Genomic DNA, 14,139 nt, shown 5'->3' with positions numbered 1-14,139 from the left:
GGGGGTGTCCTGTGGGGCTGGCGGCGTTGGCGCACGCCTGCCCCACTGCATCGGGACAGTAGCAGGTGCGGGGTGCCGTGTCCACTTGCCGGCCGCGCCCGGGATCAGCGCTTCATGTTTTCGAACTGCAGCGGCCGGTCGAAGGTTTCCTGGCCCAGCAGGGCGATGACGGCCTGCAGCTCGTCGATTTTTTTCCCGGTCACGCGCACCTGCTCATCCTGAATGGCCGGCTGCACCTTGATGCCCGAGGCCTTGATGAGCTTGACGATTTTCTGCCCGGTTTCCTTGTTCACGCCCTCGCGCAAGGTCGCCACCACGCGGATGGCGTTGCCGGAGGCGTCTTCCGGGTCGGCAAATTCCATGCAGCGGGGGTCCAGCTTGCGGCGGACCAGATGGCTGGCCAGCATTTCCTGCATGGCGCGCAGCTTCATGTCGTCCGAGGCCAGCAGCGTGACTTTTTTGTCTTTCTTGTTGAGATCAATTTCGGCGCGTCCCGTCTTGAAGTCGTACCGCGTTTGGATCTCTTTCTTGACGTTGTTGATGGCGTTGTCCAGTTCCTGCAAGTCGATCTTGCTGACGATATCAAAGGAAGGCATGGCGTCTCCCGAATCTGGCTGAATGATCCTGAAACGTTCTTTCCCTAGCCGCAATGCAGCGAAAGAGCAAGCCCTTGCTGGCGGCTTGCCATCCCGGGCGGGCCAATGTAGTCATGATACTGGGACCACTGGGCGTGGGCCGAGGCTGCAGCGCGGACTGCGCCGGGGCACGCTTGTGGATTGTTCTGCCGTCACCATCTTTACCGTGAGTTATCGCAAGGAGACGCACATGCTTCCCAAGGATTTGCTCTACATTGGCCTGGGCGCCGCGTACATGGCCAAGGACAAAATGGACGAACTGCTCGGGGACCTGGAGGAGCGGGGCAAGCTCTCGCGCGAGGAGGCGGAAAAATTCCTGGATGACGCCAAGGCCCGCGCCGCCAAGGAGCGCACGGACATGGAGGCCAGCCTGAAGACCGCCCTGCGGGAGGCCGTGGCCGAACTGGGCCTGGCCACCAAGGACGATGTGGAGGATCTGAAGAAACTCATCAAGGCCAAGGGATAGCGCCCAGTTTCAGAAGAATGCTCAGGGAAACACCGTTCGCCGCAACGGTGTTCCCCTGAATCCATCGCAGGCATTTTTGCTATCGTCCCGCCCTGGAACAATACGATGCGAGATGCCCGCGTGCAGCGGGTGGGGCATTGCTCCCTGCAGGCCTCCCTTGCAACGCGGTTGTGCCAGAATTTAAAAAACTTGCTGCTGGAATTATTGCTGATGCTTAGGGCGTGGCTCCGTTACAGCCAGCGGCAACCGCCTGCCGCCATGACGAATTCGCCTTGATTGTTGCAGCATTGTGTCATATGTGTATTCTGCAGCACGGAGGACCAGGGGCGGGCGCGCGGGGCGTTTGCCGGCAGGGGCTCCCTGCAAGGCGGATTTCTGGTGCAGCCTTCACGTCCCGGTCTGGCCCTGGAGGGCCTTCCTGTCATCGGTCTGGCGGCATTTGCCACTGTGGTGGCAGCCGTGCTTGGTTGGAGCGTGCCTGCCCTGGCAGGGCTCCTGTTCACCGCATTCAGCCTGTGGTTTTTCCGCGATCCCGTACGCATTGCGCACGTGACCGAACACGACGCGCCTGTGGTCGTCAGCCCGGCGGACGGCCGGGTGCTTGCCGTGGATCGGCAACCGGACCCTGTTTCGGGCGTGGCGCGCACGCGCATCTGCATCTTCATGAATGTCTTCAATGTGCACGTGAACCGGGCGCCGGTGCCGGGGCGTGTGGTGTACCGCAAGCATCATCCCGGCAAATTCTTCAATGCTTCCTTCGATAAAGCAAGCGTGTACAACGAGCGTTGCGTGCTGACACTGCAAGGGGCGGACGGGCGGCGCACCACCCTGGTGCAGATTGCCGGGCTGGTGGCGCGGCGCATCGTGTGCCGGGTCGAGCCCGGGGATGTGCTGGCGCTGGGGGAACGCTTCGGCTGCATCATGTTCGGCTCGCGTGTGGATGTGTATCTGGATGACGCGTTTGAACCAGTCGTGAAGGCAGGAGATGGAACGCTGGCGGGCATGACCGTCCTGGCTGTTCAGTCTCCCGGTCATGGCGACACAACAGGGTGAGGGGGAGGGACGCCATGCCCGATGTGAACAACCGCAATCCCAGACGAGGCAGGGAGCGGCAGCCTGCCGCCTCCGGCTGGGTGGCCCACCTGCCGAATCTGGTGACCATGACCAGCCTGTGCAGCGGATTTGCCGGCATCCTGATGGTCATGGACGGTCGGTTCGAGCATGCTGCCCTGGCCATCCTGCTTTGTTTTTTGCTGGATGGCATTGATGGCAATCTGGCCCGGCTCACCCGTTCCACCAGTCCCTTGGGGGCGCAGCTGGATTCCCTGGTGGATGTGGTGGCCTTCGGGGTGTTGCCGTCCATTCTGATCTTCAAGTGGCAGCTGCACGACTTCGGCCGGGTGGGGGCGCTGGGGGCTTTTGCGCTGGTGGCTGGCGGCGTGTACCGGCTGGCGCGGTTCAACGTGCAGTCTGCGGTCAGCAAGTCTGTGCATTTCACAGGGTTGCCCATCCCGGCGGCGGCGCTGGCCCTGGCCACGTTGTGCCTGTTCTGGCACAGCATCGAAATGGGACAGCAGATTACACAGTTGCTGCCGGGTTTTTGCCTGGCCCTGTGCCTGCTGCTGGCCCTGCTCATGGTTAGCCGGGTGCCATATCTTTCCTTGAAAAATCCTGCGCTTATTCGCGCCCAGCTGCGGGCGCATCCGGCCCGGTGGACCATGGCGGTAGCTGGCGTGGCCTATTTATTGGGCATGCGGCCGTGGCTGGTGTCCTTCGCCTTGATCATGGCGTATGGCATGTCTGGTCCCACGGCGGCGCTGCTGGCCTCGGTGCGCAGCATGGAGGAGCGGCCGTCCGTGTAAGGTGTCTGCCTCAATCGGGCTGGTATTCGGGCAATGTTTCCCTCGTCCGGCATGCGTTTCGTCATGCTGGGCGGGGGATTTTTTTGCTGAAACGTCCGGGTATTGGTGCTACAACTGCCGCGAGGCATCCCGTTGGACCCAGGCGCCGCTTCCCGTTGGATTCAGGCGCCGCAACCTGCGAAGGACGAAGGCATGGGACAGACCATCCGCTTCGGCGTTTCCCTGGACTCGGAATTGCTCGAAAAATTTGATGCCCTGTGCGAGGAACGCTGCTATCAGACCCGTTCCGAGGCCATTCGGGACCTCATTCGCAACACGCTGGTGCAAAAGGAGTGGGAGGATACGGGCAACGTGGTGGCCGGCACCCTGACCCTGGTGTACGACCATCACAAAAGCGATCTGGCGCAGCGGCTCACCGAGTTGCAGCACGACCATCACGACGTCATCATCTCCACCATCCATGCCCATCTGGACCACGACAACTGCCTGGAAGTGCTCATCCTCAAAGGCCCGGGCAAGGACGTGCAGGCCCTGGGGCAAAAGCTCATCTCCACCAAGGGCGTGAAGCACGGCAAGCTGAATCTGACCACCACAGGCAAGGACATCATGTGAGTGCCAGTCGCTGAACAGGACACAAAAAAACGCTGCCGGGACCGCCAGTCCCGGCAGCGTGTTATATTGCTGCGCATGGTGCCGCAGACGTTCGTCTACTGGATGGCGCCCCAGACGGCCTTGAATTCGTCGCGACGGTTCTGGGCCCAGGCGTTTTCGTTGTGGCCCACGGCGGCAGGACGTTCTTCGCCGTAGCTGATGGTTTCCAGCTGCATGGCGGGCACGCCCATGTTCAGCAGGTAGCGCTGGGAGGCCTGCGCACGACGGTTGCCCAGGGCGATGTTGTATTCCTGGGTACCGCGCTCATCGCAGTGGCCTTCGATGAGCACTTTGAGGGTGGGCTTGCTGCGGATGAGCTGAGCCTTGCGCTGCAGCACGGCCTGGGCGGCAGCGTTGAGCTCGTAGCTGTCGAAGGCAAAGTAGACTTTTTCGTCCAGAATCACGCGTTCGCTTTCAGAAAGCGAGCGAGCGGCGTCCAGGGCGGGATCGTATCCACCGCCGCCGGTCCCGGCGGGATCGGTCATGGGCTTCTTGCTGCAGCCTACGGCGGCCACCAGCACCAAAGCACAAAGCAAAGCCAGTTGCAAAATGCGGGTGACGGACATGTTCCTTCCTCCTACGCGATTGCGCGTCCAATGAATGGGGGGTTAAGTTTGTTAACTGCGCGACGGAGCAGCCAATTGGCGAGTTGACGCCGGGAACATTCCCGCGGCACTGGGGTGCCGTCCGCAGCGCGAAAAGATGGCGAGTGGTATAGCGCTTTGATTCATCAGTCAATAGCCTTCCCAGCCCTTGCGCTACGGGGCTTCGGTGATCCCCCAGGCCGGGAAGGTGGCCCCGCCCAGGGGCAGCGGTTTGGGCTCCAGGCCGTCCTTGGTGGTCAGGTACAACTGCTTGCTGCCCGCCCGGCTGGAGGTGAACGCCACGAAGTAGCTGTCGGTCAGGAACGCCGGCTGTTCGTCGGAGCCCGGGCCGAAGCTGATCTGCGTTTCGCCGCCGCCGGTGAGGTCGATGCGGAACAGGCGGTGCCCGCCGCCAGTCTGGCGGGTAAAGGCCACCATGGTGCCGTCCGGGCTGATGGTGGGATCCGTGTTCCAGCCGCTCGTGGTCAGCCGGCGGATGCCGCCGCCGTCCTTGAGCATGATCTGCGGGCTGCCGTACCGGTCGGAGACGAACACCATGCGCGTGCCGGAACGATCAAACCGCGGCGAGGTGTTGATGGCGTTGTCTTCCACCAGGGTCTGCGAGGGTTGCAGGTTGCTGCCCAGCAGGTAGATGCCCGGCGAGGGCTTGACGGCGATGGATGCTGCCAGCTGGCCGCTGGCCAAATAGAACGGCCCGATGACCAGGTTGCCGGGATAGCGCATGGTGCGGACCTGCCCGCCGGACCACACCCCCAGGGAGTTGTAGCGGTTGGACAGGTGGGTGAAGGCGATGCTGCGGGCGTCCGGAGACCATGCCGGGCTCATGCACTGGCCGTTCAGGCTGGTGATCTGCCGCTTGTCCCGGCCATTGGGGCGGGCAGCGAAGACGTTGCGGTTGGAACCAGCCGCCACATAGGCCAGGGACGCACGGTACAGGTCTGGCGAAAGATGCAAGGATTCAAGCCAGCTGCCGCAGAATCGATCCGCCACTTTGGGCAGCGCCGCGGCGGCGAGGCCGGTGTACTGCTTGCCCACCAGCAGCGTGCGGCTGAAGGCGTCGTACACGCGCAGTTCCACCGTGCCCGGGGCGGGCCAGCCAGTGGTGACCACATAATTGGCGCCGGCCAGCTGGAAGCGATTGAAGTCGATGGCATCGCCCTGATAGGCGTTGAGGGTCGTGCCGCCCAGGATGGCGGAATCTGGCAGCAGATCCACGATGGGCAGAATGGCCAGGTTCTGGCGCACCAGTTCCTGCAGCTGGGAGGCCAGGCCGGGATCCCCGCCGAGGGGCTGGGCCAAGGCCATCTTGAACGTGCCCTGGCCCGAGCCGGTGATGGTGACGTTGATCATGCCGTTGGCTGTCTGCCCGTTGGCCAGGGAGGGCCATACGGCGGCCACGAACAACAGCGCCGACACCAACAGGCGCAGACGGTGCGGAACGCAGGAAATGGTGCGGGACAGGGGGGAGACGCTCACCGCGGCTGCTCCTTGGAGTTGAAATCGATACTGAACGAGAACGAGGTGTTGGACGGAGGCGGACCGAACACGGCATTGGCTGTGCCCAGGGTGACGGCCAGCATCGCCGCCTCGTCGAACGCCGCATTTTGCGAGGAACGCGCCAGGGAATGGGACGCAAGGACGCCGCTGGCGTCGAACTGCAGCCTGATTCGCGTCACCAGGACGGGGCCAACGGGGGAAACGCCCCGGGGAACCCGCCAGTGCTGCTTGATCTGCTGCGAGATTTGCGCAGCCCAGGCCACATCCAGTTCTTCCGCCGTGGCTCCAGACCACTGCTGCGCCGGGGAGGCGGGCTGCTGGGCCCAGACTGGCCACGCCGGCCAGGTCAGCCAGAAGGGAGCGCTGGCCAGCAGCAGGGAGCCTGCAATGCCGCGTCGCCTCATGAGGTCTGCTCCCGGGCGTTGAACGTGATGCTGAAGGTCATATTCCGCCGGGTGGGCGGGGCCGTCAGGTGCGCTTCCAGCTGGGTTTTGGTCAGGGCCTGCAGGGCCGAGGAATCGAAATCCCCGCGGCCGGAGGGGGTCTTGACCTGGAAATTATAGATCTTTCCGGAGGCGTCGATGGAGACGACCACCTCGGTCTGCACGTTCATGCGCGAGTCCACCGTGGGCGGCAGGATCCAGTATTCCTTGACCACCCTGGAGACATACTGCGCATAGGCAAGCTCGGGGGACGTGCCGCCGCCGCCGCCGCGGCCATCGCCGCCTGCGCCGCCGGTGCCGTCCCGGGCAAAGCCCGTGCCGGATCGCGTCCCTTGCAGCTCGGCCAGGGCATCGCCCACGATGTCGCCTTCGGCGCTCTTGGCCTGGGCCGCCACGTCGCGCAATGCCTCGGACAGGGCCTTGGCATTGGGATCGCCCTGGGCCTGACCCTTGACGCCCGGCTTGGTGCCCTGTGGTCCCTGGCCCGCCTTGGCATCGGCCTTGGCATCGGGCTTGGCGCCAGCTTTGGCATCGGGCTTGGCCGTGCTCGCCGTCTGCTTGGCGGCATCTGTCGCCTTGGTGTCCGGCTTCTTGGCCGTGTCCGCCGCCTTGGCGTCCGGCTTTGCGGCCGTGGTCGCCGCCTTGGGATCCGGTTTCTTGGCTGCGTCTGCTGCCTTGGGGTCCGGTTTGGCCGGGGGCTTCTGGGCCGAGGCCGGCTTGGGCTCGGGCTTTTTGGGCTCGGGCTTTTTGTCTTCCGGTTTCGGTTCGGGCTTCTTGGGCTCAGTTTTTTCCGCAATGGGCGTGGCCTTGTCCGGAGTTGGCGGCTTGGGCTTAGGCTGCTCCACGGGCTTGGGCGGTTCCGGTTTTGCGGGCTCGGGCTTGGCCGGTTCCGGTTTTGCGGGCTCCGGCTTGGCCGGTTCGGGCTTGGCCGGCTCGGGCTTGGGCGGTTCCGGTTTTGGCGGCTCGGGTTTGGGTTCCGGGCCTTTGACGGGCGTGCCGGCGTCCGGGTCTCCCTTGGGTGGCGGAGGCGGGGAGCCTTCCTTGACTTTGGCCGGAGCGGCCGAGGGCTTGGAAGGATCGCCGGCCATGGTTCTGCCGTCTATCTTCGGGCCGGCCGGCTTGGTCGGGTCGCCCACCATGTCCAGCATGACCACGTTTTTGGGGTCGAACGGCGGCGGCGTGCTCATGGACGGACCAAAGAGCACGAGCAACACCACCAGCAGGTGGATGGCCAGGGAGATGGCCAGACTTGTCCAACGCGATGCAGGCATGAAACCGTCTCGACTACTGCTTCGGCTTGCCGCCGGAGGTGCCGGTGGCTTTGGGGGGAGCGGGTTGCGAGGATGCGGCGGGCAGTTCCGCCTGTTCCGCCACCACGCCCAGTTTTTCCACACCGGCCAGGCGAATCTCGGACATGGCCTGCACCACCACACCGTAGGGCACGTCCTTGTCCGCCTTCAGGAAAAGCTGTTTCTTGGCAGCCACCACGTTCTGCTTCACCTGGGCCTGCAGGGTATTCAGGTTGGTCTGATACTTGTCGAGCATCATGGAGCCGTCTTTGGTGATGGTCAGGACAAGGTGTTCCACCTCCGAAGGCAGCACGTCCACCTTGCGGGTCTGCGGCAGGTCCACGTCCAGGCCCTGGGTCATCATGGGCGCGGTGACCATGAAGATGATGAGCAGCACCAGCATGACGTCCACGAAGGGGGTCACGTTGATTTCTGCCATCATGCCGTTGCGGCCGCCGTTGCCTGAGCTCATGCCCATATGGAGTTCCTTCCTAGGCCTGGGCCATGCTGGGCAGTTCGCGCTGGACCCGGTTCAGGAACACCCCGGCAAAGTTCACCAGCTCGGCTTCCAGATGACTGATCAACCCATTGAAATAGTTGTACGCAATGGCGGCGGGAATGGCCACCAGCAGGCCGATGGCCGTGGCGATGAGGGCCTCGGAAATGCCGGGGGCCACCGTGGCCAGGGACGCTGCCCCCTGTTTGCCGATGGAGTGGAAGGAGTGCATGATGCCCCACACCGTGCCAAAGAGCCCGATGAACGGGGCCGAACTGGCGCAGGTGGCCAGGAAGGACAGGGAGGCGGTGAGCCGGCTCACCTCGTTGGAAACGCCGTGGCGCAGGGCCCGGCGCAGGTTTTCCACCACGGTTTCCACTTGTCCCTTGTCCGGGGAACTGTATTCCTCAAAACGATTGAGCTCGTTCACGCCTTCCACGGCCACGCGGTAGGCCGGGGAATAGGAGTCCAGGCCCATGCGTTCGATGGCCAGGTGCAGGCTGCGCGCTTCCTGAAAGGCGCCCATGTCTCGCACGGCGCGACGCTTGGCGCCCTTGAGCATGAAAATCTTGGTGCAGATGATGGTCCAGCTTGTCAGGGACATGACCACCAGCAGGGCGATGACCAGTTTGACCACCAGGGTGGCCTGTCCCAGAATTTCCAAATAACCCATTTCGTTCATTGCGGTCTCTCCGGTGCCACAGTGGCATGCTGCAAATCGTGCTGCGTCGCATTAAGGACGAGCGCGGCGAGGGCGGGCAGGACCTCCTCGGCCCTGGCGCGCAACACCAAGTCCGGCAGGGCGCCGAACAGGCTGTCGCCGGCATTGAGTTCAATCACGCGGCCGCCGTGATCTTTCACTTCCCAGGGCAGCTGGCTGGCCGGGGCCACTTCGCCCGACGTGCCCACGATGAGGAGCAGATCCGCCTGCCGGGTCAGGGCCATGGCGGCGGCCAGGGCCTGGGGCGGGATGTGCTCCCCGAAAAAGACGATGTCCGGCCGCACCACGCCGCCGCAGCGGCAGGTCCAGGGGATGGTGGACCGGGTCAGACTGGCGGCTTCCTGGGCCGGGTGGGGCGTCTTGCAGGTCATGCAATAGTATCGCCGGGCATTGCCATGGAATTCCACCACCCTGCGGGACCCGGCTGCGGTGTGCAGGCCGTCGATGTTCTGGGTGATTATGGCCTGCAGCCGGCCGGCTGCCTCCAGGCTGGCCAGGGCGGTGTGGCCGGCATTGGGCCGGGCGGCGTCAAAGTCCCGGTTGGCGTCCAGCAGAAATTCCCAGACCTGGCGCGGATCGCGGCGCAAGGCGGCCAGGGTGGCCACGCGCATGGGATCGTGCCGGCTCCAGAGCCCGCCAGGACTGCGAAAGTCGGGGATGCCGCTGGCCACGGAAATGCCAGCCCCGGTCAGGGCCACGCAACACCGCGAGTCACGAAGCATCTGCGCTGCCGCAGGAATATGCTGCCGCCAAGATTCCATAACCCATGGACCATCATGATGTCGAAAAATGACCTTCCCCGCCGAAAGCGGAAGGCAGGGCGAATGGTTCGCCGCGGAGGGTGGGGGTGCTCCTGCCCCATCAACTATAGAGTCTCTCTACACTTTGTTTATTGAAATGCCAAGAGGGGCACTCAGGGCTTTCTGCCATTTTCGTGCCTTTCCGGCACGTGAAAAAAACGCAATCCGCAGGCAGCGGCGGACCGCACCGGGGGGGTGAGGCATGCCCCCCCGGTGCACAAGGTGGACGCGCATGCTGCATGTTACGTCACGCATGGCGGTCTCTTGCAGCGCAAGGAAACTCATTTGTCGCGGCGGCCGCTGTAACTCTCGTATTGCATGGATTTGGCCATGCGATTCTGCAGTGCGGGCCGGGCTGCCGGCGGGGCCGCCAGGGTCTCATCCACCTGCTGGCGCAGTTGTTCCACATCCTTTTCGAGGTTGTCCTGCACGCGCTCGGACCCCACGGCCTGGTTGGCCGCCTGCTGGGTCTGCACGTAATGGTCGATGCTGGCGCGGGCTCCGGCAGCGTCGCCCCCCCGCACCTTGGCGGCCACGTCTTCCTTGAGTTTGTTGTAATCCTCGGTGAGCACCTTGCGTTCCCAGCTGCCCTTGTCGATGGAGGCGTCGGCGTCGGCGCGGCCTTCCACGCAGGCCACCACCAGGGGCTGCGTCAGGTGCAGGGCGCGTTGCGCCTCCCTGGGACCATAGCGTACGGAGACCGGGCCGATTTCGAACGCTGCCGGCTGATCCGTGCGAGCCTGCAGTGTCAGATGCAGCGTGCGCGAGGCGCCATCGGCCAGACTGCCGGGGCGGATGACGGCCACGTCGCCGTCCATATCCACCGGATATCCCGAGGCTTCCAGCAGTTGCACGCCGCGGGGAAGGTGGATGCGGAGTTCCAGATGCAGGGCCACGGCCCGGCGCACGGTGGCGAACTCCTCGAAGAACCCGGCGGCAAAGGTCCGGGGATCTTCCAAAAAGCGATAGCTGCCGCCGCCCTGGTCCGCAATGCGGGTCATGAGGAATTCGTTGAAATCCAGCCCCACGCCCACGGTGGAGAGCATCACGTCCTGGGCCAGACCTTTGGCGGCCATGCGGCCCAGCTGGACGGCATCGGTCACGCCGCGGTTGGCCAACCCGTCGGAGACCAGCAATACCAGGCGGGCGTTGGCGGACTCGCTCGCCTGCTGCAGGGCCTGCAGGCCGTATTCCAGGCCTGCGCCCAGGTTGGTGTTGCCGCCGGCTTCCAGGGATTCGATGTGCTCCAGCAGCGCGGCCTTGGTCTGGGGGGTACACCGGGCGAGGGGCTGATGCACCACCACATCGTCGGCATAGGAAACCAGGGCAAAGCGGTCGCGCTCGGTCATGGCGGCCACCAGGGTGCGCAGGGCCTCCTTGGCGCCGGCCATTTTGTCGCCGCGCATGGAGCCGGAGCGGTCCAGCACCACGGCGACATCCATAGGCTGATTCACGGCGGGGTGCCCCGATGGCGAGGCAGGGCCCTCCCCGGCGGCAGCCTTGAGGGTCAGGGAAAGGGTGGTGCGGCCGTCGGAGCCCCGGACCAGTTTGGACTGGGTGAGGGTGGCCGTCATGGCCAGGGGGCCTTCCCCGGCGGAAAGGGTGGCCGCGCTGGCCGCGGCGGGCATGGCGGGGAGGCTGGTCTGCCGGCTGAATCCCAGCACCGTGCAGGCGGCTGCCACGAGCACACAGAACAGAAAGAGCCATTGCATGGGTGCGCGCTGCATGAAGACGTCTCCTGACATGGGTTGCGTAGTGCGGTGCAGCGTACCGCAAGGCGGGGACATCTCAAGGAGGCCGGGGGTAAATATGCGGCGTGCGCCATTTACATTCTCCTTACAGAAGGGGGGCAGACAACCGCCGGGGAAGGCACTATAGCAGGCAACACAAGGAGCCGATGCATCATGCAACAGCACAAGGCGAGAATTCTCGTGGTGGAGGACGATCCCGCCATCCTGCGCGGGCTGCTGGACGTGTTGATCTTCAACGGCTACCAGGCCGTGGGCGCGGACGACGGCGTGCAGGGCGAGCAGCTGGCCCTGGTGGAATCCTTCGACTGCGTCCTCCTGGATGTCATGCTGCCCGGCAAGGACGGCTTTTCCGTGTGCAAGGCCCTGCGCAAAAAAAAGCCGGGGCTGGCCATCATCATGCTCACGGCCAAAGGTGCGGAAAACGATGTGGTGGAAGGATTTCAGTCCGGGGCGGATGATTACGTCACCAAGCCGTTTTCCCTGCGCGAACTCATGGTCCGCGTGGAGGCTGTGCTGCGTCGCAGCGGTCGCCGCATGGGCGACGAGCGTCTGGAGCTGGGCGGTCTGGTGTTCGACGGTGCGTCCCTGGAGCTCTCGTGCGAAGGCACCCCCGCGGAGCCCCTGACCCGGCGGGAGATGGAGATCCTGCTGTACCTGCGTCGGCGTTATCCGGCCGTGGTCAGCCGTCAGGAACTTCTGCGCGATGTGTGGGGGTACCCCGATGTGGACATCGAAACCCGCACCGTAGACATCCACATGACGAAATTACGCAAGAAGATTGCCCTGTTGGCTGGAGAACGGCAGTTCATCGCCACCGTGCGCGGCGAGGGCTATCGGCTTGATCCGGATCTCCTGCGCGACACCCCCGACGCGGAGGCCTGATGTCGCGCGTCACCATGGTGCTGGCGCTGGTGTTTCTGGCGCTGGCCGTGCCCCTGGGCTGGTTCATCCAGCGCAGCTACGAGAGCCTGACGCGCGAGGAAATGGCGGCCATGCGGTTTGTGGCCGTGGCCCTCTTTGATGCCATGGAAGAGGAACTGGCCCAGATGGTGGCCCGCGAGGAAGCCCGCCCGGTGGATGCCTGGCAGTCTGGCGATCCTGACGGCGACGGTCTCCCCTCCGGCCAGTCCTTTCCCATTGCGCCCTGGATCCTGGGCTATCTGCAGCACAACCCGGACGGCAGCCTGGATATGCCCGTGCAGCAGGCGGCATTTTCTGCGGAAAAGCGCACCTTGTTGCGCAGCGTGAACGAGGAGATCGGCCGCCGCGCCGCCCGGGACGACGGGCCGCTCCTTTCCGCCTCGGCGTCCAGTTCTGCGGCACCCGGCCAACCAGTGCGCCCGGGCGAGAAGTTTTTCATCGCCCAGTCTCCGCCGCCCGCCACGCCGCCGCCGTCGCCCAAAAACAAGGACGCATCGTCCCGGAACATGTCCGGCGGGGCGTCCCAGGATGGCTTGCAGGAAAAAGGCCTGCTGGATCAGGTGGCCGGCATGATCTCCGGCCGCTCCCGCGACTACCTGGGCCAGGACCGCGGCCGCACCCAGATTGTCACCCAGGATCAGGCCCGGAACCTGGCCCGGCTGGAGCAGCGCCAGGGCAGAAAGGCTGCGCCGCCCCCGCCGGCCACGGCGCAGGACGAAGATGCCGTGGCCAAGGTGGAGGAGCTGGCCGAGTCGTTGGACAAGAACACCGATGCCGCCATGGCCACCCCATACGGCGACGCCTTGCAGCACGTGTTGCCAGGATCGCCCTCGCTGGAAGCCCTGCTGGAGGCGCCGCCACGGACGTCCATTCAGGTGGAGGTGGCGCCGTTGCAGTCCATGGTCCTGTCCGAGGGACGAATTTTTCTGTACCGCCGCATGGTCATCGGCGGGCGCATCTATCGACAGGGGCTGCTCATCGACGGCACCAGATTCCTGCAGCACCTCATGGACCGCTATTTCCGCGCCAAGCAATTGCCACGGATCGCCAATCTGGCCCTGGCGGTGATGGATCACGGCCGCACCGTGGAGATCATGGCCGACGGTCTGGTGACGCATGGCAGCCCGGCGTTGCACGTCTCCCGGCAGTTCCCCCGGCCGTTCACCTTTTTGCAGGCGGAATTGCTCTGCCCGCACATTCCCGTGTCCGAGGCGCGAGCCACCCTGAACATGCTGGCCTGGGCCCTGGCCGTGGTGCTGGTGGGGGGCTTTGCGGCGGTGTACCGGTCGGCCCGGGCCTTGAACGAATTGTCCCAACGCCGGGCGGGGTTCGTCTCCTCCGTGACCCACGAGCTTAAAACGCCCCTGACCACCATTCGCATGTATGCGGAAATGCTGGAGCAAGGCATGGCCCCCTCCCGGGAGCGGGAGGAGGAATACCTGCGCACCGTGGGCGCAGAGGCGGAGCGGCTCTCCCGGCTCATCGGCAACGTGCTGGAATTCGCCAAGCTGGAAAAGCGCACCCGCCGCTTTGAAATGCAGGAAGGCGACCTGGACGACGTGTTTGATGAAGTCCGTCGCGTGCTTGGCCCCACCCTGACCCAGTCCGGCTTCACCCTGGTGGAGGATGTCCAGCTCTCGCACCCCATCCCCTATGACCGCGAGGCCATGGTCCAGATTCTGCTCAACCTTGTGGAAAACAGCATCAAATTCGGTCACAGCGCGCCGGAAAAACGCATCGCCATCCGGGTGACGGAGGAGGGCGGCCGGGTGATCCTCTGCGTGGAAGATACCGGCCCCGGCGTGCCATCGGGGGCGCTTCGGAAAATCTTCAATGATTTTTACAGGGTTGATGATTCGCTGACCCGCAAGACCAAGGGCACCGGCCTGGGGTTGGCCCTGGTGAAGCGTCTGGCCGAGGGCATGGGCGGCAAGGTCTGGGCGCAGAATATCGACGGCGGCGGCCTGCGGGTGTGCATCCGGCTGGAATAGTCGGACCGCCC

General features: G+C 64.6%; 15 protein-coding genes. 6 read left to right on the top strand and 9 right to left on the bottom strand.

Annotated elements, in window-relative coordinates:
- Positions 1 to 104 precede the first annotated feature (104 nt).
- A complete protein-coding gene (locus DGI_RS14760; protein ID WP_021761988.1) occupies positions 105 to 596 on the bottom strand; it encodes a YajQ family cyclic di-GMP-binding protein in 492 nt (163 codons plus the stop codon).
- Between the two features lie 229 nt (positions 597 to 825).
- Between DGI_RS14760 and DGI_RS14755 the strand changes: the two genes are divergently transcribed.
- The 4 genes from DGI_RS14755 (at position 826) to nikR (ending at position 3,575) form a co-directional block, all read left to right on the top strand.
- Entirely contained in the window at positions 826 to 1,101 is a 276-nt protein-coding gene (locus DGI_RS14755) for a phasin family protein (protein WP_021761987.1), read from the top strand.
- Positions 1,102 to 1,479: 378 nt separating this feature from the next.
- Complete coding sequence (locus DGI_RS14750) at positions 1,480 to 2,154, top strand: phosphatidylserine decarboxylase family protein (protein ID WP_021761986.1); 675 nt, start codon at positions 1,480 to 1,482, stop codon at positions 2,152 to 2,154.
- Between the two features lie 14 nt (positions 2,155 to 2,168).
- Positions 2,169 to 2,963: a CDP-diacylglycerol--serine O-phosphatidyltransferase gene (gene pssA, locus DGI_RS14745; protein WP_051286663.1), complete on the top strand. Its 795-nt coding sequence runs from the start codon at positions 2,169 to 2,171 to the stop codon at positions 2,961 to 2,963.
- A 192-nt stretch (positions 2,964 to 3,155) separates the two neighbouring features.
- Positions 3,156 to 3,575, top strand: a complete 420-nt coding sequence (gene nikR, locus DGI_RS14740; protein ID WP_021761984.1) for a nickel-responsive transcriptional regulator NikR — start codon at positions 3,156 to 3,158, stop codon at positions 3,573 to 3,575.
- Between the two features lie 95 nt (positions 3,576 to 3,670).
- On the opposite strand, the gene pal is transcribed toward nikR, so the two are convergent.
- The 8 genes from pal to DGI_RS17520 form a co-directional block, all read right to left on the bottom strand.
- Positions 3,671 to 4,180 (bottom strand): peptidoglycan-associated lipoprotein Pal, encoded by a 510-nt coding sequence (pal, locus tag DGI_RS14735; RefSeq protein WP_021761983.1) that lies wholly within the window; start codon positions 4,178 to 4,180, stop codon positions 3,671 to 3,673.
- A 192-nt stretch (positions 4,181 to 4,372) separates the two neighbouring features.
- A complete protein-coding gene (locus DGI_RS14730) occupies positions 4,373 to 5,695 on the bottom strand; it encodes a PD40 domain-containing protein (protein ID WP_021761982.1) in 1,323 nt (440 codons plus the stop codon).
- Positions 5,692 to 6,120, bottom strand: coding sequence for a TonB C-terminal domain-containing protein (locus DGI_RS14725; protein WP_021761981.1), 429 nt, complete (start codon positions 6,118 to 6,120; stop codon positions 5,692 to 5,694). Before DGI_RS14725 ends, DGI_RS14730 begins: the two co-directional genes overlap by 4 nt.
- Positions 6,117 to 7,430, bottom strand: coding sequence for a cell envelope integrity protein TolA (tolA, locus tag DGI_RS17525; protein WP_051286662.1), 1,314 nt, complete (start codon positions 7,428 to 7,430; stop codon positions 6,117 to 6,119). Before tolA ends, DGI_RS14725 begins: the two co-directional genes overlap by 4 nt.
- Before the next feature lie 13 nt (positions 7,431 to 7,443).
- Complete coding sequence (locus DGI_RS14715) at positions 7,444 to 7,926, bottom strand: ExbD/TolR family protein (protein WP_021761979.1); 483 nt, start codon at positions 7,924 to 7,926, stop codon at positions 7,444 to 7,446.
- A gap of 13 nt (positions 7,927 to 7,939) precedes the next feature.
- Entirely contained in the window at positions 7,940 to 8,626 is a 687-nt protein-coding gene (tolQ, locus tag DGI_RS14710) for a protein TolQ (protein ID WP_051286661.1), read from the bottom strand.
- Entirely contained in the window at positions 8,623 to 9,426 is an 804-nt protein-coding gene (locus DGI_RS14705; protein ID WP_021761975.1) for an SIR2 family NAD-dependent protein deacylase, read from the bottom strand. The genes tolQ and DGI_RS14705 overlap by 4 nt, the downstream gene beginning before the upstream one ends.
- A 320-nt stretch (positions 9,427 to 9,746) precedes the next feature.
- The gene (locus tag DGI_RS17520) at positions 9,747 to 11,192 is read right to left on the bottom strand and encodes a vWA domain-containing protein (protein WP_021761973.1); all 1,446 of its coding nucleotides are present in this window, start codon (positions 11,190 to 11,192) and stop codon (positions 9,747 to 9,749) included.
- 177 nt (positions 11,193 to 11,369) lie between these two features.
- On the opposite strand from DGI_RS17520, the gene DGI_RS14695 reads away from it, so the two are divergent.
- Together DGI_RS14695 and DGI_RS14690 are read left to right on the top strand one after the other, a co-directional pair.
- Complete coding sequence (locus DGI_RS14695; protein WP_021761971.1) at positions 11,370 to 12,098, top strand: response regulator transcription factor; 729 nt, start codon at positions 11,370 to 11,372, stop codon at positions 12,096 to 12,098.
- Positions 12,098 to 14,128 (top strand): sensor histidine kinase, encoded by a 2,031-nt coding sequence (locus tag DGI_RS14690; RefSeq protein WP_021761969.1) that lies wholly within the window; start codon positions 12,098 to 12,100, stop codon positions 14,126 to 14,128. The genes DGI_RS14695 and DGI_RS14690 overlap by 1 nt, the downstream gene beginning before the upstream one ends.
- The last annotated feature ends 11 nt before the right edge of the window (positions 14,129 to 14,139 follow it).

This window comes from Megalodesulfovibrio gigas DSM 1382 = ATCC 19364 (assembly GCF_000468495.1).
Lineage (GTDB): Bacteria > Desulfobacterota > Desulfovibrionia > Desulfovibrionales > Desulfovibrionaceae > Megalodesulfovibrio > Megalodesulfovibrio gigas.
This window is presented reverse-complemented; position numbering and strand designations above follow the sequence as displayed.

Excerpts from the sequence above, each read along its gene's own strand:
- DGI_RS14760 (WP_021761988.1), bottom strand. The coding sequence starts at position 596 with ATGCCTTCCTTTGATATCGTCAGCAAGATCGACTTGCAGGAACTGGAC.
- DGI_RS14755 (WP_021761987.1), top strand. The coding sequence starts at position 826 with ATGCTTCCCAAGGATTTGCTCTACATTGGCCTGGGCGCCGCGTACATG.
- pssA (WP_051286663.1), top strand. The coding sequence starts at position 2,169 with ATGCCCGATGTGAACAACCGCAATCCCAGACGAGGCAGGGAGCGGCAG.
- nikR (WP_021761984.1), top strand. The coding sequence starts at position 3,156 with ATGGGACAGACCATCCGCTTCGGCGTTTCCCTGGACTCGGAATTGCTC.
- pal (WP_021761983.1), bottom strand. The coding sequence starts at position 4,180 with ATGTCCGTCACCCGCATTTTGCAACTGGCTTTGCTTTGTGCTTTGGTG.
- DGI_RS14725 (WP_021761981.1), bottom strand. The coding sequence starts at position 6,120 with ATGAGGCGACGCGGCATTGCAGGCTCCCTGCTGCTGGCCAGCGCTCCC.
- tolA (WP_051286662.1), bottom strand. The coding sequence starts at position 7,430 with ATGCCTGCATCGCGTTGGACAAGTCTGGCCATCTCCCTGGCCATCCAC.
- DGI_RS14715 (WP_021761979.1), bottom strand. The coding sequence starts at position 7,926 with ATGGGCATGAGCTCAGGCAACGGCGGCCGCAACGGCATGATGGCAGAA.
- tolQ (WP_051286661.1), bottom strand. The coding sequence starts at position 8,626 with ATGAACGAAATGGGTTATTTGGAAATTCTGGGACAGGCCACCCTGGTG.
- DGI_RS14705 (WP_021761975.1), bottom strand. The coding sequence starts at position 9,426 with ATGGAATCTTGGCGGCAGCATATTCCTGCGGCAGCGCAGATGCTTCGT.
- DGI_RS17520 (WP_021761973.1), bottom strand. The coding sequence starts at position 11,192 with ATGCAGCGCGCACCCATGCAATGGCTCTTTCTGTTCTGTGTGCTCGTG.
- DGI_RS14695 (WP_021761971.1), top strand. The coding sequence starts at position 11,370 with ATGCAACAGCACAAGGCGAGAATTCTCGTGGTGGAGGACGATCCCGCC.
- DGI_RS14690 (WP_021761969.1), top strand. The coding sequence starts at position 12,098 with ATGTCGCGCGTCACCATGGTGCTGGCGCTGGTGTTTCTGGCGCTGGCC.